Raw genomic sequence first — 20,164 nt, forward strand, 5'->3', positions numbered from 1 at the left:
CATTATGGCGGCACAGCAGTTTCAGCAATTACATGCGTACTTAGATCAGCAAATTATTGGTCAAAGTGCACTTACAAAAAGTATTCTTATTGCACTATTGGCCGATGGGCACCTGCTCGTGGAAGGTCCTCCAGGACTTGCCAAGACACGTGCTATCAATGCATTAGCCAATGGCGTAGACGGCGATTTTCATCGCGTTCAGTTTACCCCTGATTTGCTTCCTGCCGATCTTACTGGGACAGATATCTACCGCCCTGAGACCGGTGAGTTTGTATTTCAAAAAGGCCCTCTTTTTCATAATTTAGTGCTAGCCGATGAAATTAACCGGGCACCGGCAAAGGTTCAGTCAGCCTTATTAGAAGCCATGGCTGAGCGTCAAATTACGGTAGGCAGTAAAACTTACCCGCTGCCCCCACTGTTTTTAGTAATGGCAACACAAAACCCGCTAGAGCAAGAAGGGACTTATCCCCTACCAGAAGCGCAATTAGACCGCTTCCTCATGCATGTGGATATTGATTACCCCGACGCACAAACCGAGTTGGAAATACTTAGACTTACTCGTGGAGAAGCCCTGTCTGCTCCTCCTGTGACACCGCCTACGCTTTCACAAGAAGATATCTTTAGTGCAAGAAAAGCGGCCCTGAGTCTGCATATGGCACCCGAGCTAGAGCAATATTTAGTGCAGCTTATTATGGCCACCCGTAAGCCTGAACGTTTCGATGCTAACCTGGCTCAATGGATTGCGCTTGGCACGAGCCCGCGCGCCACAATTAGCCTCGACAAATGCGCTAGGGCCCATGCCTGGTTAGCCGGTCGAGATTTCGTCGGCCCGGATGATATTCAAGCAGTTGCGCACAATGTATTGCGCCATCGTATTATTTTGTCTTACGAGGCTGAAGCTGAGGGCGTTACGGTTAATGATGTTCTCGATAAGATTGTTGCTACCGTCGCAGTTCCATAAATGATGAATACCCTAACCACTCAACTGCAATTGTTGAAAAGCAATGGCGTTAGCCTCTCTACGCCTGAGCTACTTCGCTACCAACAGTTGGCAAAACTGTTTAGCTTAGTGCCCAAGCGGGCACCACAAGCCAAACTTGCCGGTAGCTACCTTACTAAACATAAAGGTAGAGGCATGGAGTTTGACGAAGCCAGACATTACCAACCCGGCGATGATATTAGGGCAATTGATTGGCGTGTAACGGCAAGAACAGGTAAAACACATACAAAAATTTATCGCGAGGAACGGGAGCGTCCTGTCTTTCTTTTTTGCGACTTTTTGCCCTCAATGATGTTCGGCACGAAGCTACTGACTAAATCCGTGCAAGCCGCCCATACGGCTGCACTCATAAGTTGGTCTGCTGCTGCCCGTGGCGACAAAGTCGGCGCAATTGTGTTTAACCAAGCACGGCACAAGGAAGTTAAACCTTTGACCCGCAAAAAAGCGGTGTTGCATATATGCCACGAGCTTAAAGACGTTCATTCATCAAGTCTTGCTTCCACGGTAAATCGTGAGGAAAGCCTTAACGCCTTTGCTGACGCATGTGCAAGAGCAAGGCGTTTAGCTAAACCAGGCAGTTTAGTTTATCTTGTGTCCGACTTTCAAAATTTAAGTGCGAAAGCGCTTCAACACCTTAGCCAGTTAACCCGACATTGTGAAGTCCGCGCCATCGTAGTGGAAGACCCAATCGAATTAGCCTTACCCTCAACGACAAATATACAAGAAGTTAAAGTCTCCGACGGCACAGATCAACAAAGTTGGTTACTAGGCGACAGCAACGAACAAAAGGCATACGAACAATGGCGTGCAAAAACCCGGCAAGATACAGAACACACCTTGAAGAAAGCGAACATCGCGCGATTTCACGTGTCATCGGGTTTCCCGCTTGACCAACAGCTTCAAGCCATGCAACGGGAAGTGATGTAATGCAAATGAGCCCGAACGCTGCGCAAACCGATCCACTAGCACAACTAAAAGACATTCACCCTCCTTCACAGATAAACTGGTGGCCTCTCGATTGGGGATGGTGGACACTGCTGGTTCTACTTCTCGTCGCCATTAGTACTTTAGCGGTGTTTTGGTTACGACGCCGCGCATTTAACCGCGCCCGCAAGGCTGCTCTTGTTGAGCTATCAAACATCAGCGAAACCGATGCAAATTGGCCTATGCAGATAAATAGCCTATTAAAGCGCACCAGCAAAACCTATTTTTCTAACGAAGATGTCGCCAGCCTTTATGGCCGTCCTTGGTTAGAATTTATGTTAGCCCAAGTCGCTAAATCTAAACTTGGTACATGCAATGAGGGGCTTAAACAACTGACACAACAGCTGTATTCACCTTCGGTAGACGCTACGCAATTTACACGTTGTAAAAGCGCAGCAAAGTACTGGCTTAAACACGCCAACTTTAAGAAAAACAATCGCCGCGCTCATGCGTACACATCCTCCGCGGAGGTAAGTCATGTTTGAATTTGCTTGGTGGTGGGTGCTCTGCGTTATTCCCCTCCCCTTTATCATTCGATGGCTTGTTAAACCCAAGCAAAAAAGCGCCTTAGCAGCGCTGAGAGTGCCAGCTTTAAGACCCAACATGGTTACTAGCATCCAGGCAACTAAATCTCGTAAGGTACCGCTTTTGGTCGCCTCTGCCATATGGCTGGGGCTTGTACTTGCAGCCGCACGCCCCCAGTGGCTGGGGGAGCCTATAAGTATACCTAGCGAAGGTCGTGAAATGATGTTGGCTGTCGACCTTTCAGGCAGTATGAAAATTGACGATATGCAGTTAAATGGCCGTCAAGTGAACCGTCTCACCATGACAAAATCTGTGCTATTTGATTTTATCAAGCGAAGAGTGGGCGATCGACTTGGCTTGATTCTGTTTGCTGATACTGCTTATTTACAAGCACCGCTTACCTACGACAGAGATACTGTGGCAACCTTATTAAGTGAAGCTGTGATCGGTTTGGTGGGCGAACAAACTGCCATTGGTGATGCGATAGGTTTAGCAGTCAAACGGTTTGATGAAAAAGATGAGTCAAACAACGTTCTTATTCTACTCACTGATGGGCAAAATACGGCGGGTAATATTACCCCTGAGCAAGCGAAAACCTTAGCCATAGAAAAAGGGGTAAAAGTTTACACCATTGGAGTTGGGGCAGATCAAATGCTGATTCAAAGCTTTTTCGGTAGTCGGCAAGTCAATCCATCTCAAGAACTCGATGAAGACATGCTTATGGACATTGCCGAGTCGACAGGTGGAAAATACTTTAGGGCAAGAGACGTCAATGAACTAGAAGCTATTTACGCCACCTTAGATACCCTTGAGCCCATTGAAGGCGAAACACGTAAAATGCGGCCACTGACCTCTTTATTTTATTACCCCTTAGCTTTGGCTTTTATTTTGTCACTGGGCTGGGCGCTGGTTCACTTACTTACGGGCGCATTGCGCCAGCTTAGGTTACCCAAAAAGGAGGTTGAATAAAGTATGCCACTTCACGATTTTCATTTTATTCGACCTGAATGGCTTTGGGCTATTATCCCCACGCTGTTGGTTTGGCTGTGGTTAACTGTTTCGCATAAAAAACAATCGGGCTGGCAATCGGTTATTCCAGCACATTTATACGATCACATGTTGGTAGGTCAAACACAAAAAGTCAGGAAGCCCGCGTATTCAGTTTTACTTGTAGTGTGGATAATTGCTCTTTTAGCCCTTGCAGGCCCCACGTGGGAGCGCTTGCCACAACCGGTATATCAACTGAAAAATGGCCATGTCATTGTGCTTGATATGTCGTTGTCTATGCGCGCCACTGATGTCACTCCTGATCGCATGACTCGCGCTAAATACAAAGCCATCGACCTTGTAAACTATATAGGCGAAGGTGAAATGGGCCTCGTTGCCTATGCTGGAGACGCATTCGTCATCAGCCCTTTAACGAAGGATGCACAAAATATCTCCGCCTTATTACCCAGCCTCTCACCAGAAATCATGCCGGTTCCTGGCAGTGATCCACTGTTAGGTATTGAACGGGCTGCAGAGCTACTTACTAATGCAGGCTACAGTAAAGGCGCTATCTATTGGATTACCGATGGCATTGATAACAAACAGCAAACTGAACTCCAACGCTTTGTGAAGACGTTACCTTTTACGCTTAATGTACTTGCAGTGGGAACCAAAGATGGCGCACCAATAAAACAGGTAAATGGCGAATTGCTTAAAGATGCCAGTGGCGGCATAGTCGTCCCAAGGGTCAATGAGAATGCTATCGCCAGTATTGCACGTGCAGGAGGCGGAACTTTTCAACGTTTGGCCACCAATGATAGTGATATTAAAGGATTGGTGTCAGTAGATCGATTTTCCTCAGACAGTGAATCTTCCGAAAGTGATGACAGCAAAGATAACAATGGCGACAGATGGAGCGAGCTAGGCCCTTATCTCCTGCTACTACTATTGCCCTTTGTTGCCTATGGATTTAGGAAAGGGGTGGTGATTTGCTTACTAATAGGTTTGTACCTGCCACTTTCCACGGACACCAGCTATGCGCAAACAAGCGCGCCGGTTCAACCCACCACTGAAAATGAAAGCCCGCCTGTGTCGTGGTGGGAAAAACCATTTTTAAATCGCGATCAGGAAGGCTTTGCTCACTACGCTGGCGACGACTTTGGTAATGCGGCAAATACGTTTAAGAGCCCCCAATGGCAGGGCGCTGCACATTATAAAGCGGGCAATTACGAAGATGCGCTGCGTGCATTTGAACAAGTAGATGGCGCTGACGCACTTTATAATCAGGGTAATGCCCTTGCTAAAATGGGCGATCTCGATGCAGCCATTGAACGATATCAACAGGCATTATCGATAGACCCCGACCACAAAGATGCCGCAGAGAATAAGGCCTTGCTTGAAGCATTGAAAAAGCAACAGGAGCAACAGCAGCAACAGCAGCAGCAGCAGCAACAAAATGGCGATGACAATCCTCAGGATCAATCTGAAAACGGAGATAGTCAGCAAAATCAAAACAATGAAAATCAAACTGACGAGAATCAGCAAGGCAATGGTGATCAGCAGTCTCAGTCGCAACAAAATAATGAAGCGGGTGAGCATCAAGACGGCCAAAGTGGGGATCAACAAAGCGACACTGATGAGCGAAATTCCCCATCAGAGAGTGAAAGTCGCAACGCAGAGGACCAAGATTCTGACACTGAAAATGAGGCTCAATCCCCTCAACAATCTGCGCAACAAGAGCAGCAGGACGGCGCCGAACAGCCTGTTCAAGGGCAAGCCGGTGAACTCACCGATGAAGAAAAAGAACAACAACAGCGAATAGAGAATTTAATGCGGAAAGTTCCTGATGACCCTGCGTTTTTATTAAAACGAAAAATGCAGCTAGAAGCACAAAAACGACAACGTCAGCGCATGCCTTCAAACCGGAGTGATTGGTAAATGAGAGTGTTAATATTCACATCCACCTTGTTTCTTATGGTATTCCACAGTGTAGTGGCAATGGCAGAGGTAGAAGAAGTTCAAGCAACCATAGATAAAAACCCAGTTATGGTAGACGAAGCCATACGGCTAACTATCACGGCAAATGGTAGCGCCAATCGAGATGCTTTTGACAGTTCCGCGTTACTTAAAGACTTTGTGGTGGGTCGAACTTCCGTCAATAGCCAAACATCCATTGTTAATTTTGATACTAAGCGAACCACAACCTGGGTCACTACCCTCTTTCCACGTAAAGAAGGCAGCTATACCATTCCTTCATTTACCATTGAAGGAAAACAGACTCAGCCTATTACGGTGAAGGTGATCCCTGTTCAACAATCAGATAAAGTGGCTCGAGACTATTTTGTGACCACTGACATCGATCTGCAAGAAGCCTATTTAAATCAACAGTTACTCTACACCGTGAAGTTACACCTTGCGTCAAACATTGAACGAGGAAGCCTTCAAAGCCCAGAAATGCCCAATGCTGATATTCGTCAATTGGGTGATGATGCGCAGTACACAGATATTATCAATGGCAGACGCTATCAAATTATTGAACGGAAATTTGCCATAGTGCCGCAAGCGTCTGGCGAATTTACCATTCGCGGCCCAATCTTTACAGGGGAAGTCGCAGCGCCAAATACGAATCAACGGTTCGGATTTTTCAATCGTACGCAACAGGTAAACAGAGTCGGGCCTGACATTACCATTCAAGTAAACCCTATTCCTAAGAACATCGACTACCCCTGGCTCCCCTCAGAAATGGTACGTTTAGACGAAGAGTGGCCGCAAGGAGAGAGCTTCACCGTTGGCGAGCCCATCACTCGCGTGGTAACACTTACCGCGATAGGTGTGGTAGAAGAGCAATTGCCTGACATTCCTGAATTCTACCCGCCGAACTTCAAACTTTATCCCGATCAATCATCCACGACCACGGTGGAGAAAGATAATGCACTCATCGCGCAACGAATGTCGTCCCTTGCCCTTATTCCTACGCAAGCGGGCAATATCGTGCTCCCTGAAGTCACTATCCCTTGGTTTAATACTGTGACTGAAAAAACCGAGTATGCCACGCTACCCGCCAGAACCGTTTCGGTGTCGCCTGCCGCACCGTCAGTCGCCGGCCAACCGTCACAAAGTGCGCCTTTACCCTCGTCAGCGTTAGATAACCCAACGTCTCAAGCGCCAGAAAAACCAGATTCATTCGATACGGATAACAAGCCTGCCAGTGACATCTCGTCTACACCTTCCTATTTGACATGGCTGTTTGCTGTGTTGTGGGTGTTAACCGCTATGGGTTGGGCGATAACCTACAGAAAACGCCGTTCCCTTTCCACCAGCAGCTCAGCTAGCCTGGTGTCAACGGGTAAAAATAGCCTATCTGAAGCAGACGCGTTCAAACAGTTAAAGCAAACAATACGCACAAAAAACAGCCAGGATATCAGTGCTGCACTACAGCAATGGTTGAAATTACTTTACCCGGACGCTAAGGGTATTATCAGCCCCTCTCAGTTTACTGAAACACAGGGCATTCAACAGCCATACAATGATCTACTTAGTGCGCGATTTGGTAAAAGCAGTACGCAATGGGACGACAAGGCCTTCGTTCAAGCAATTGAAGATGCCAGAAAAAAAGTAAAGGAAAGTCAACGCGCAGGGCCTCACTCCCTCGCACCACTTTACCCGAGTGTTTGAGCGTTAACCCATTAATAAAATAATAAGCAGCAGTAAAACTGCTGCACTTACACCTTAGGGAGACACTATGAGTATAAAAACGATAGCCTATTCGTCACTGGCATTGCTAGTCGCGGCCACCACTGCTTGCACCCCGGCTTCCCCTCCACAAAACACCGCTGTTAGTGCCGAAGCTGATGGACCTGCAGGTCAGACTGAATCCCAACGTTTGCAAGCCTTTTTCGAGCGCACTTTCGACGAAGATCTTAAACGCTCGCCTACTTTTCAAAGTCGTCTTGGGAAAAAATGGGATTATGATAAATGGGACGACGTTTCTGAAACACAAATGGACAGTCGCGTAGCCATCCTTAAAAACAGACTTGAAACCATTGAGCACTTCGATACCGCTAACATTGTCGAAGCAGGAACAACTTAGTCTTCGCTTGTTTAAGCTAGGGGTAGAACGCGACCTTGCAAATGACAAATTTCGGCATCACAAGTATATCGTGCATCAGTTTCGGGCTGCCCATACCCAAATACCCAGTTTCCTGATCAATATTCATAAAATCAATTCAAAAGACGATGCCAAAGCCTATATAAGTCGACTCGATAATGTACGTACCTATTTAGGTCAGGTTATTGATCAAATGAAGCTGAGAGAGGAAGCCGGCGTATTCCCACCCGCTTGGGCATATGACCAAATGATTAAGGCATCAAAAAATGTCATTTCCGGCGCGCCTTTCGACACCAGTGACACTCCCTCTACTCTGTGGAAAGATTTCCAAAATAAAGTGAGCCAATTAACCTTAGATGAGGCGGAAAAAAATACATTATTAGGTGAAGCCAAAGCAGCGTTAGTCACGTCTGTCATGCCGGCTTACGAGAACTTTATTGATGCCTTAGCTCACCAGAAAACACAGTCTCCCGAGGGAGACGGCGTTTGGCGTTTACCCGATGGAGAAGCCTGGTATCAAAATCGCCTGGCATGGTTTACGACTACCGATCTTACCGCTGATGAGGTTCATCAGTTAGGCTTAGACAATGTCGAACGCATCCACAACGACATGCGCAAAATTATGAAACGTGTGGGATTTGAAGGTAGTTTACAAGAATTCTTTACATTCATGCGAGAAGATCCGCAATTTTACCTTCCAGCGACCCCAGAAGGGCGTCAAGCGTATTTAGATACGGCAAAACAGCGTATTGACGAAATGCGAGAGGCGCTACCAGACTATTTTGGCATACTTCCGTCAGCGCCCATGATAGTCAAACGAGTAGAAGCATTTAGAGAACAATCCGCAGGCAAAGCGTTTTATCAAAGCCCTGCGCAAGATGGCAGCCGTCCCGGTATCTATTACGCCAACCTTTACGACATGAACGCGATGCCGACCTACCAGCTAGAAGCCCTCGCCTATCACGAAGGAATACCGGGTCATCATATGCAGCGAGCTATCGCCCAAGAGTTAGACGGCATTCCCCAGTTCCAAAAATTTCTTTCGTTCACTGCCTACACTGAAGGTTGGGGCCTTTATACTGAAGAACTAGCGAAAGACATGGGGTTTTATAGTGATCCTTATGCAGATTTTGGACGCTTAGCGATGGAATTATGGCGAGCATGTCGTTTAGTGGTTGATACGGGTATTCATGTCAAAAAATGGTCTAGAGAAGAAGCGGTAGATTATTTGGTGGCGCAAACCCCTAATGCCAAATACGATGCACAAAAAGCTATCGAACGGTACATTGCTATGCCGGGCCAAGCCACCGCTTACATGATTGGCAAACTTAAAATTATGGAACTTAGAAATAAAGCCATGGAAGAACTTGGCGATAAGTTTAGCTGGCAAGGCTTCCATGACCAGATTTTGAAATACGGCCCCGTTCCATTATCAATACTGGAAGAAAACGTTAATCAATGGATTGCCGAGCAGAAATAGCTATCTTACGCGTTGGCATTGCGATTCAGATTTAAACAGGCACATAGACAGCCTAAGCTGGGCAATGCCCAAAAATCGCCGATAAACCATATGAATGAGCACTTTAGGTTAAGTTTAAAGTGCTTTTTTTTATGCCATAATAAAATTCTAATAGAAAATATCGGATTTTTTAATGTTTGCACGAAATAGATCTGAGGGTGTTCAGGTCTTATCCAGCATGAACGCAAAACAAAAAAGATATGAAGCGCTTGTAAAAGCTTTTCATGCAGACATATATCGTTACGCCTACTGGTTGGTCAAAGACAGAAGCGTAGCTGAGGACATTGTGCAAGAAACATTTCTTCGCGCATGGCGCTCCCTTGACGCGTTAAATGACGAAAAAGCAGCAAAGTCTTGGCTAATTACCATACTCAGGCGCGAAAACGCCCGGCGATTCGAGCGTAAGCAATTAGACGTTGTCGACATAGAGGATGTCAGTATTCACGATGATACCCAGCGCGCCGATGAAGATATTCAAGACAGAGAGCTTCACAGACTCCTAGGTAGCTTAACATTGGAATATAGAGAGCCTTTGATACTTCAGCTTATCTTTGGCTACAGTGGAGAAGAGATTGCTAATCAACTCGGTTTAAACAAAAACACCGTAATGACACGATTGTTTAGAGCTAGGAATCAATTAAGAGAATCACTGGAAAATGAGAGTGAACAGCGAGGTCGTATAAATGGATGAGTTAGAATTTAGGCGCAGAATTTATGCCGATCCAGAAACGACTGACAACGACGTTGTCGATGCTGCAAAACAGGACGACAACAAGCGTAAATTTTGGAATGAGCAAATTCAGCTAGACCGGCAATTAAGAAAAGCGGTGAAGGTTGATGTACCAGAAGACTTATCCCATCGTCTTATATGGCAACAGTCCGCAAGCGAATTCAAACGGTATCAAAAACGCAGTAGATGGTATATGGCATTAGCGGCATCGGTGGCATTTACCTTTGGTATTGGATTCACAATGTGGTACCACCAGCCAATCAGCATTGGCGGACAAGCCTTGGCTCATATGCAATATGCAGAAACTGAGCGAGCGCATTCCCTGCTTCCAGTGAACTTAGAGATGGTAAACGCAAAACTCGCCAGTTTTGGCGCTAGCTTTACCGACATGATAGGTGAGGTGGAAGTGGCTAATTACTGCCATTTAAGTACCGTTAGAAGCTTGCACCTTATTGTGAATACGCCACAAGGAAAGATGTCTGTGTTCATCGTACCTGAGCGCGGGGATATTCGTGTACCGAGTGAGTTTGACGACAAGCAATATCACGGTGAGAGCATGAAGTTAACCCATGCGAATGTCATGGTTGTAGGCAGTAAAGACGCTGACCTCAGTGAAATGAAAAAGCAAGTGTCGGAAAAAATCCAATTCTCGATTTAATCAGTAAGCTACTGAAAGTAATAATTTAAAGTCGGCCCAGCAGGCCGATTTTTTATTTTCAGTACTGTCCTCTCGTACAGGTATTCAAATGCCCCGAGATAACCTATACTAAGGTCTAACTAGTTACAGTAAACTAAAACTCACCTGCTTTATGGCAGTTGTTAAGTAGAAGTAGAGCTCATTGTATGTATGCGCCCTGTTGTCACCTAAAAATAAAATTCAGACCCTACTTAATCCTCTTTTTGGCTTTAGTATTTTCAGCCTTTCCCACCACCGCCAATATCAATCAGACGGCTGAAGAAGAAAAGTTTCGCCAATTAGGCAATCTGCTCAAAGCTGTAGTTTATCAATGGAATAGCCCCGCTGGGTTAAACAACATAGAGATTGCTAGACTCATAGAAGAAAGTGGTATTAAGCGCGACAATTCCACGATTGCGAGCGTTATTAGAGCTGTTATGTACGAAATGACCGCTGGAAATATCAAGGAAGATAAACTGCCACTAGATACTCCTAACGCGATTACAGAAAAGCAATGGCAATACTTAAAGAACCTAAACATAGATAGGTATGCCGCATTGAAGTCGTATTACGTTATCGCCAGTGCAGCAAGTCGTAGATACAAGCAAAGTGAGCGATTAAAAAGAAGTATTCCATCTCTTCACGCTCTAAAAGAAGAACTTATTCAATCTGGTTCTACAACGGCTGTAGCAATCTCAAGTATCTGGCTAGCAATGGAATATTCAGAGTTACATCCACTGAAAACAGTGGTAGAACTAGAGTACGCCCTCCCTCACCTTCCCGATTACGATGAGAAATATAGTCTTGAGACCGCACTAGATAAAACTCTTGCACACTCATGGTTAGCCGAAGCTTACATGAACCTAAATGTGATTTCTCGGTCTCTCGAGCATAATTTGCAGTTGATTGAGCAGGCCAAGAAAAACAGTAGACTATCAGCTTTCACCTTCTCAGGAGCAATTGAAGCTTTATGCAGGCTCACAAATTTTAGTGAAGCATTAAAACTAATCAAAGAAGCTAACTTCGTTGCTCGTCAAAGTGGGGACTTAAGTCAGGAGCTATTTGTGTTAATGTTGGAGGCAGGTGTTTATGCGAATAGATTACAACCTGGTGATAAGCAAAGAATTCAACGCATAACTACCGACCTTTCTCGATTTAAAGATCTAAAGTTACCGGTCAATATCATAACTTCACCACTAATACTAAATCTATATAATCTAGCGGTTATCGGTAGCGATACAGACTTTAAGCAAGCTATCATTTCCTATTCGTTAAAAATAAACAATGAAGCAGAGGTTGCTTACTATAGTCGGCCACTTTTGTTAAATAAGCATCAGCAGCTTAGAAACATCTATAAACTAAGGGGCGATTTTGAAAAAGCTCTGTTTCATCAGCAAGAATATGAAAACTTGCTGGTGCAATCTCGCAACTTGCCGGAGCAACTTGATAACCTTGTCAACGACTCTCCTTTAGAGCGTGATATAACCATTAGCAAACTGCAAAGGCTGGCACTCAGTAAAGATAAACAAAACCTCGCTTTAAAAGCAGAACGACTACAAGCCATATTGTTTGGTGTGGTGGCGGCGTTAACCACCTTGCTACTGTTTTGGTTCTGGCGTGGTCAGCGCTCGAAGGCGAAACTCGGCGACATTGATGATCTTACCGGTGCCTTTACCCGCAGAGCCATGTTTCGAGCCGCGTCGAAACCGATGAGTTCTAAGGTGGCTTCTTGTCTAGTACTTATCGACCTTGATCATTTCAAACGAATTAATGACAGGTTCGGCCACGTAGTGGGCGATGAAGTATTGTCTACCTTTGGTAGAGTTACCCGTGAACGTATTCGCAAAACGGACACCTTTTGTCGGTATGGCGGAGAAGAGTTTTTGCTTTATTTGCATGACACCAATGAAGACAACGCAGCTACGCTGCTTAAAGATATAAAACGTTCTATGGAATTACACACCCACTGGCAAGCAACCGACGAAGTTTTCTCAGTGAGTTTTTCAGCCGGAGTGGTCGAAATTAAAGGCGAGAAGAATATCGAAAAAATTATAAAAGCTTGCGACCACCTGCTTTATAAGGCGAAAAATGCCGGCCGAGGCAAAATAGAAACCGTATCAATACAAAGGTATTTCACAGAGCAAGTTTAACCCCAGTGTAGTTGCTACTCGCCTTATATAATCCTTTATTTCCCCAACATCGTATAGAAATCGTGCAAGGTGTTCCACTGGCATAGAGACTCTGCGCCATTGGTGTTAGCATGAAATAAAAAACACAGGGAATTTATATGGATACTGGCACGATAATCTCGTTGGGTTTGTACTTTGTAGTGATGCTAGGTATAGGCTTATTTGCTTACCGGCAAACAGACACCAATGTTGAAGGCTATATGCTAGGTGGTAGACAATTAGGCCCTGCTGTCACAGCATTGTCTGCTGGCGCCTCAGACATGAGCGGCTGGATGTTAATGGGCTTACCGGGCGCCATGTATGTCTCAGGCCTCTCTGCTGGCTGGATAGCTGTAGGGCTAACACTCGGTGCACTGGCTAATTACATGTTAGTGGCCCCCCGACTCCGCGTTTACACCGAAGTCGCCAATAACTCAATTACATTACCTGACTATTTCGAAAACCGCTTTAACGATAATTCACGATTATTGCGAGTTATCGCATCGGTGGTAATTGTTATCTTCTTTACGCTTTACACTTCATCAGGCGTTGTGGCTGGCGGAAAACTCTTCGAAACCTCTTTCGGTTTAACCTACGAAACCGGCTTATACGTTACCGCAGGTGTGGTAGTGGCCTACACCTTGGTGGGTGGTTTTATGGCTGTCAGCATGACCGATTTCGTGCAAGGCTGCATTATGTTCATTTCGTTAATCATGGTGCCTGCGGTGGTGATTACCGAACTCGGTGGCATAGGTGCATCTATAGATGCTTTGGACAACATTAATCCCGCATTATTTGATGCCTTTATGGATGCCTCTTCAAACGAAGCACTTACCTTTATTGGCATTGTGTCGCTCATGTCTTGGGGGCTAGGTTACTTTGGCCAACCTCATATCATTGTGCGCTTTATGGCAATTCGTTCTGTTGATGATATCCCCACGGCGCGTAACATAGGCATGAGTTGGATGATTGTGTCTATTATCGGGGCCTTAATGACAGGTCTATTCGGGCTGGCATATGTCACAGGCAACAATAACACCATAGACCCTGAAACGGTGTTTATTTACTTGTCGCAAATTTTGTTTCACCCCTTCATTGGTGGATTTTTACTCGCCGCAATCTTGGCCGCCATCATGAGTACTATTTCATCTCAGTTGTTAGTTACCTCAAGTTCATTGACTAGCGATTTTTATCAAGCATTCGTGCGCCGCGATGCTACCGATAAAGAATTAGTCATCGCAGGAAGAGTAAGCGTGGTGGCCGTAGCACTTGTGGCTATTTTTCTTGCCTACGACAGAGACAGCACTATCCTCACCTTAGTCAGTAATGCATGGGCGGGCTTTGGCGCGGCATTTGGTCCACTGGTACTATTTAGTTTGTTCAAACGAGAAATGACCCGCCGCGCTGCGCTCGGTGGCATGGTCGTGGGAGCGGTCACAGTATTACTTTGGATTTACTTACCCATCGAAATTGCAGGGCAACCTTTAGGTGACTGGATGTACGAAATTGTACCTGGGTTCATTCTTTCGAGTTTAACCATTATGATTTTGAGCAAATCAGGTACGCCTCGTGACGGCGTGGTGAATACCTTCGATTTATTCCAGCAAAAACTAAACGCAAGAAAATAGCTTAACCGTTACTCATAAGAGCCCCAGCAAAGTTTACCTTTCTGGGGCTTTTTTGTCTCTATTCTCCCTCCGCGTGTGACTTATGCTTCAATTGCATGACAGATTTATTTCTTGGAATAACAGAAGTATTTTAAATATCAAAATGGCATTAGCCAGGGACTAAATGAATATGTTATCTTCTATGCAGAAAAATAACCCGCATATAACTTTTTTGCATATAACATAAATCGGACTTCAAAATGACTGCTAGTATCCCGTCTGTAACGCATTTGAAACAACTCGAAGCCGAGAGTATCCAAATTTTCCGTGAAGTCGCCGCTGAGTTTGAAAACCCAGTGATGCTTTATTCTGTTGGAAAGGACTCTTCTGTATTGCTTCACCTTGCCCGTAAAGCCTTTGCCCCGGGTAAAATCCCCTTCCCGCTTTTGCACGTAGACACCACCTGGAAATTTGGTGAAATGATCAAATTCCGCGACGAACAAGCAGAAAAGCACGGCTTTGACTTGCTTGTTCACATTAACGAAGAAGGTGTTGAGCAAGGTGTTGGCCCCTTTACTCATGGTTCGGCTAAACACACTGACATCATGAAAACAGCTGCACTAAAGCAAGCGCTGAACAAATACAAATTCGACGCAGCATTTGGTGGAGCACGTCGAGATGAAGAAAAATCACGGGCGAAAGAACGTGTTTACTCATTCCGTGACGAAAACCATCGCTGGGATCCAAAAAATCAGCGTCCAGAACTTTGGAATATCTATAACTCGCAAATTAATAAAGGCGAGAGCATTCGCGTATTCCCAATGTCTAACTGGACTGAGCTAGACATTTGGCAATATATCTACCTTGAAAACATTGATATTCCTCAATTGTACTTGTCTAAGCCTCGCCCAGTGGTTGAGCGAGATGGCGTACTTATTATGGTTGATGACGATCGCATGCCACTTGAAGAAGGTGAAGTCCCAGAAATGCGCTCTGTACGTTTCCGTACGCTAGGCTGTTACCCACTTACAGGTGCGGTAGAGTCAGAAGCCGCCACCTTACCCGAAGTTATTCAAGAAATGCTTCTTACTAAGACCTCTGAACGTCAAGGCCGTGTTATCGACCATGACAGTGCGGGCTCTATGGAGAAGAAAAAAATGGAAGGGTACTTCTAATGGCCACCGACAATGTTGTTTGGCATAAGCACGAAGTCAATAAAACAACACGTTCTGAAAAGCTGAACCAAAACCCACGGGTGTTTTGGCTTACAGGCCTTAGCGGTTCAGGTAAATCGACGCTAGCCAATTTGCTTGAGAAAAAGCTTCACGAGCAAAACAAGCACACGTATTTACTTGACGGTGACAACGTGCGCCACGGACTTTGTGGAGACTTAGGCTTTAGTGATAAAGATCGTGTTGAAAACATTCGTCGCATTAGCGAAGTCGCTAAGCTATTTGTAGATGCTGGAACCCTTGTACTCACTGCGTTCATTTCCCCTTTTAAGGCGGATCGTGACTACTGCCGCAGTTTGCTTGAAGAAGGTGAATTTGTGGAAGTCTTTATCGACACACCTCTTGAAGTTTGCGAGAGCCGCGACCCTAAGGGTTTATACAAAAAAGCGCGTAGCGGAGAGATTAAGGATTTCACCGGTATAGATTCGGCCTATGAAGCGCCAGAAGCGCCGGAAATTCACCTCACCTATCAGGATGAGCCAGCAGAGCAAACCGTTGAACGTTTGTATGCTTTGCTGCAAGAAAAAGGACTCGTATAAATGTCAGTGCCGATTAATTCATTAACCCAATCCATATTGGGTATAGCGAAAGACGCTGGTGCAGAAATAATGGCGATTTATGAAAAAGATTTCGCTATTTATGAGAAACAAGACACCAGCCCTTTGACAGAAGCTGATTTAGCCGCACATAACGTCATTGTTAACGCCCTTGAGTCGGTTTCAGATTTACCTATTTTGTCTGAAGAATCAGCAGATATTGCATGGGATGAACGTAAAAGCTGGCAATCTTATTGGCTGGTTGACCCCCTAGATGGTACCAAAGAGTTCATTAAGAAAAACGGTGAATTCACAGTTAACATTGCCCTTATTGAAGACGGTAAACCTACCCTGGGAGTTGTGTATGCTCCAGCGCTTAATAAAAGTTATGTCGGCGTAGTAGGTGAAGGTGCATGGACAGAGGTAGACGGTGAATTTACCCCTATTTCTGCTCGTAAACATGACGGAAGCGAAGTATGGAAGATTGTGGGCAGCCGCTCACATCAAAGCCCTGAAATACAAAACTTGCTTGCCCAATTATCTGGCGACACTGAACTTGTGGCCATGGGCAGCTCGCTTAAACTGTGTTTAGTAGCAGAAGGTGAAGCGCATCTTTACCCACGCTTAGGCCCTACGTCTGAATGGGATACCGGTGCAGCTCATGCTGTGGCTCTCGCCGCAGGCGCGAATGTCACCGTTCTCGACCCAGCAAACCCACTAGATAACAATGCTGATGCTTTGACCTATAACCAAAAAGAATCAGTGTTAAACCCCTTTTTCCTTGTGAGCGCATAACATGAACAACGAAAACGAATTATTAAGACAGGACATTCTGTCTTACCTAGAGCAACACGAACAAAAAGACATGCTACGTTTCCTTACTTGCGGTAGCGTAGATGACGGTAAGAGCACCCTTATTGGCCGCTTGCTTCACGACTCAAAAATGATTTATGAAGATCAACTTGCTGCCATTACTAAAGACAGTAAGAAAGTGGGTACCACTGGCGAAAAAGTGGATTTGGCACTTTTAGTTGATGGCCTTCAGTCAGAACGTGAACAAGGTATTACCATTGATGTGGCTTACCGCTACTTCTCTACAGATAAGCGTAAGTTCATTATTGCTGATACCCCAGGACACGAGCAATATACCCGTAACATGGTTACCGGTGCCTCAACCTGTGATCTTGCCATCATTCTTGTGGATGCCCGTGGCGGCGTTAAAGTGCAAACTAAGCGTCACTCTTTCTTAGTTTCACTACTTGGCATTAAGCACGTTATTGTGGCTATTAACAAAATGGACTTAATGGATTATTCCGAAGAGGTGTACAACCAAATTCAGCAAGATTACCTGAAGTTTGCTGAGCAACTTGATATACCTGATATTCAATTCGTCCCTATTTCAGCGCTAGAAGGCGATAATGTGGTGGGCCAAAGTGAAAAAACACCTTGGTTCGATGGCACGCCATTGATGCAAATGCTGGAAAACATTGAAATTGGTGAAGACGACAATCACGAAGATTTCCGCTTCCCTGTTCAATATGTTAATCGCCCCAACCTTGATTTCCGTGGTTTTGCTGGCACGGTAGTGTCTGGGCAAGTAGCTCCAGGTGACGAAATTACCGCGTTACCCTCGGGCAAGACGTCCAAGGTTAAGCAAGTGGTGACCTTTGAAGGTGATCAAGAGCGCGCATACGTGCCTCAAGCGGTGACATTAACCCTTGAAGACGAAATTGATATTTCCCGTGGCGACATGATTGTGAAGTCAGATAACCTTCCATTGTTATCTACACAATTTAAAACGCACCTCGTATGGATGTCAGAAGAGCCGTTAATGCCAAACAAGCAATACTTGTTTAAATTTGCGACTAAGTCTACGACAGGTGTGGTTGCCCACATCGACAATCAGATTGATGTAAACACCCTTGATGAAAAAGACGCAATGCACTTGAATCTGAATGAAATTGGCGTGGTAGACGTTAAATTCACTCAGCCTATCGCCTGCGACCCTTACAAGCGTAACCGTCCAACTGGCTCATTTATAGTGATTGACCGCCTGACCAATGGCACCGTGGGTGCAGGTATGGTGATTGACGCTATTGCTGCTGATGCACAACACGAATCACCTAACTTCTCTGAGTTCGAATTAGAATTCAATGCACTGGTTCGTAAACACTTCCCACATTGGAACTCTGTGGATATTAGCAAGCTGTAAACAGGGCTGGACATAAATGGATATAAACCAGTTCATCGTACTGGCGATTTTCGCCGGTACGATACTGGCGTTGGTTTTTAGTCACCAACGCCCTTCAACTGTGTTTTCAGGTGCAGTGTTAGGGTTGCTGCTTACGCAGCAACTCACGCTGGACGATATTTTGCTAAACCTGACCAACAAAGGTCTGATCACTCTTGTCCTATTGCTGCTAGTCAGCAGCGCTATAGATAAAACAGCACTGATTAAACGTATTGGGCGAAAACTCGTCACGCCAAATTTTAAGCAGTCGTATTGGCGGCTTTTTTCATTAACGTTTGTATCATCTGCGTTACTGAACAATACGGCCATTGTGGCTAGTCTCATTGGGCCTATCAAACAAAACCAATATCATGCTGCGTCGCGTTTACTGATCCCGCTCTCCTATGCCGCTATTCTTGGAGGCACAGTTACGTTAATAGGTACCTCAACTAACTTAATTGTAGATAGTTTTCTTCAAGAACATGGTCACCCAGGGTTTAACTTTTTTGACTTTACACTGTACGGCACAATTGCAGGTCTTAGTTGTGGCTTACTGATGTTCATTCTTACGCCATTACTGCCCACCATTTCGGGGAAAAACAATAACTACCACGAGTACATGGTTGAAGCGGAAGTCGAGGCCGGGTCTGAACTTATCGGCAAAACCGTTGAGCAAAACCACTTAAGAAACTTGCCTGAACTCTTTCTCGTGGAAGTCGTTAGAGATGGCAACCTGATCTCTCCGGTTTCTCCCGATCTAATAATTTTAGAGCAAGACAAACTTATTTTTTCTGGCAATGTACAAAAGCTTGAAAACCTTAGCCACATAAAAGGGTTAAGCATGTTTGCTGAAACCGATGGTGTGTTAAGAGAGAGCCTCACTGAAGTAGTGATTGCCAACCGTGCACAGGTGATAGGTCAAACCATTAAAAACTTGGGCTTTCGCGCACTTTTTGATGCTGCGGTGGTGGCTATTCGCCGAGACGGTGAGCAATTATCCGGCAAACTCGGTGAAATAAAGCTGAAAGCGGGCGATTATCTGTTGCTGGCTGCAGGACCTGACTTTGCCACCCGACAAAACCTCAATAAGAACTTCTTTATTCTGTCTGAGCAACGCATTGCCCGCCCATTGTCAAATAAGCAAGAGTGGATCACCTTAGGTGGGTTTATCACGATTGTCGCTCTAGCTGCATCAAACTTGGTTTCACTAGCCATGGGCTTACTTGTTCTAGCGGCAGTGTTAATTGGTGCCCGGGTAACCAGCAATGGTGAAATGAAGCGTAATTTACCGCTCAACCTGATTATTGTGATTGTGGGTGCATTAAGCCTAGCCACTGCGCTGGAGAGCTCGGGGGTCATTAGTACCACCACCGCTCACTTAATGCCATTTCTCGCAGACACCAATTGGTTTGTGGCGTTGATTGTGGTTTACGTGACAACACTCGTGCTTACCGAGTTTGTGACCAATAACGCAGCGGCAGCCTTGATGTTTCCGTTTGCCTACGGGTTGGTAGAGATTATTGGCGCTCCGCTAATGCCATTTGCGTTAGCCGTCGCCTTCGCGGCAAGTGCAAGCTTCATCTCGCCCTTTGGCTATCAAACTAACTTGCTAGTGTTTAACGCTGCAAATTATCAATTTAAGCACTTTATAAAGATAGGCTTACCGATATCCGCACTGTATAGCAGTATTGTGCTAATACTACTCAACTTTACCTATCTGCAATAAGTGGATAATTAAAGCAAAAAAGAGACACATTTTTTTACCAAAGAGTGTCTCTTTTTTTCGTTCTACGCCTGTACTTAGCCAGAAATAGCCAGTAGTCTAGGTTTTACAATTAAAAAAAATAACTCATAGAAATCTG

General features: G+C 45.2%; 15 protein-coding genes and 1 pseudogene. All 16 read left to right on the forward strand.

The window, feature by feature from the left end; genetic code table 11:
* Positions 1–4 precede the first annotated feature (4 nt).
* The 16 genes and pseudogenes from IUA53_RS13000 to IUA53_RS13075 all read left to right on the forward strand — a co-directional run bounded on the left by IUA53_RS13000 (position 5) and on the right by IUA53_RS13075 (position 20,028).
* Positions 5–961 carry an AAA family ATPase gene (locus tag IUA53_RS13000; RefSeq protein ID WP_196897231.1) on the forward strand — a complete coding sequence of 319 codons (957 nt, stop codon included), beginning with the start codon at positions 5–7 and terminating at the stop codon, positions 959–961.
* A gap of 3 nt (positions 962–964) precedes the next feature.
* Positions 965–1,927, forward strand: a complete 963-nt coding sequence (locus tag IUA53_RS13005; protein ID WP_196899533.1) for a DUF58 domain-containing protein — start codon at positions 965–967, stop codon at positions 1,925–1,927.
* Between the two features lie 5 nt (positions 1,928–1,932).
* Positions 1,933–2,469 (forward strand): DUF4381 domain-containing protein, encoded by a 537-nt coding sequence (locus tag IUA53_RS13010; protein WP_196897232.1) that lies wholly within the window; start codon positions 1,933–1,935, stop codon positions 2,467–2,469.
* Positions 2,462–3,478: a vWA domain-containing protein gene (locus tag IUA53_RS13015; protein WP_196897233.1), complete on the forward strand. Its 1,017-nt coding sequence runs from the start codon at positions 2,462–2,464 to the stop codon at positions 3,476–3,478. The genes IUA53_RS13010 and IUA53_RS13015 overlap by 8 nt, the downstream gene beginning before the upstream one ends.
* Positions 3,479–3,481: 3 nt before the next feature.
* A complete protein-coding gene (locus tag IUA53_RS13020) occupies positions 3,482–5,434 on the forward strand; it encodes a vWA domain-containing protein (RefSeq protein WP_196897234.1) in 1,953 nt (650 codons plus the stop codon).
* A complete protein-coding gene (locus IUA53_RS13025; protein WP_196897235.1) occupies positions 5,435–7,171 on the forward strand; it encodes a BatD family protein in 1,737 nt (578 codons plus the stop codon).
* Positions 7,172–7,238: 67 nt separating this feature from the next.
* Positions 7,239–9,084: pseudogene (locus IUA53_RS13030) on the forward strand (DUF885 domain-containing protein).
* 172 nt (positions 9,085–9,256) lie between these two features.
* Positions 9,257–9,814 (forward strand): sigma-70 family RNA polymerase sigma factor, encoded by a 558-nt coding sequence (locus IUA53_RS13035; RefSeq protein ID WP_044056547.1) that lies wholly within the window; start codon positions 9,257–9,259, stop codon positions 9,812–9,814.
* On the forward strand, positions 9,807–10,511 hold the full coding sequence (locus IUA53_RS13040) for a DUF3379 family protein (protein ID WP_196897236.1): 705 nt from the start codon (positions 9,807–9,809) through the stop codon (positions 10,509–10,511). The genes IUA53_RS13035 and IUA53_RS13040 overlap by 8 nt, the downstream gene beginning before the upstream one ends.
* Before the next feature lie 242 nt (positions 10,512–10,753).
* The gene (locus IUA53_RS13045; RefSeq protein WP_196897237.1) at positions 10,754–12,679 is read left to right on the forward strand and encodes a GGDEF domain-containing protein; all 1,926 of its coding nucleotides are present in this window, start codon (positions 10,754–10,756) and stop codon (positions 12,677–12,679) included.
* 137 nt (positions 12,680–12,816) lie between these two features.
* A complete protein-coding gene (putP, locus tag IUA53_RS13050) occupies positions 12,817–14,325 on the forward strand; it encodes a sodium/proline symporter PutP (protein ID WP_044056545.1) in 1,509 nt (502 codons plus the stop codon).
* A gap of 239 nt (positions 14,326–14,564) precedes the next feature.
* A complete protein-coding gene (gene cysD, locus IUA53_RS13055; RefSeq protein ID WP_044056544.1) occupies positions 14,565–15,479 on the forward strand; it encodes a sulfate adenylyltransferase subunit CysD in 915 nt (304 codons plus the stop codon).
* Entirely contained in the window at positions 15,479–16,075 is a 597-nt protein-coding gene (cysC, locus tag IUA53_RS13060; protein WP_044056543.1) for an adenylyl-sulfate kinase, read from the forward strand. The genes cysD and cysC overlap by 1 nt, the downstream gene beginning before the upstream one ends.
* A complete protein-coding gene (gene cysQ, locus IUA53_RS13065) occupies positions 16,076–16,867 on the forward strand; it encodes a 3'(2'),5'-bisphosphate nucleotidase CysQ (protein ID WP_196897238.1) in 792 nt (263 codons plus the stop codon).
* A 1-nt stretch (position 16,868) separates the two neighbouring features.
* Positions 16,869–18,284 carry a sulfate adenylyltransferase subunit CysN gene (cysN, locus tag IUA53_RS13070; protein WP_044056541.1) on the forward strand — a complete coding sequence of 472 codons (1,416 nt, stop codon included), beginning with the start codon at positions 16,869–16,871 and terminating at the stop codon, positions 18,282–18,284.
* 16 nt (positions 18,285–18,300) lie between these two features.
* Entirely contained in the window at positions 18,301–20,028 is a 1,728-nt protein-coding gene (locus IUA53_RS13075; protein WP_196897239.1) for an SLC13 family permease, read from the forward strand.
* Positions 20,029–20,164 lie beyond the last annotated feature (136 nt).

Origin of the sequence: Alteromonas sp. B31-7 (genome assembly GCF_015767655.1) — a bacterium.
Taxonomy (GTDB): Bacteria; Pseudomonadota; Gammaproteobacteria; order Enterobacterales; family Alteromonadaceae; genus Alteromonas; species Alteromonas australica.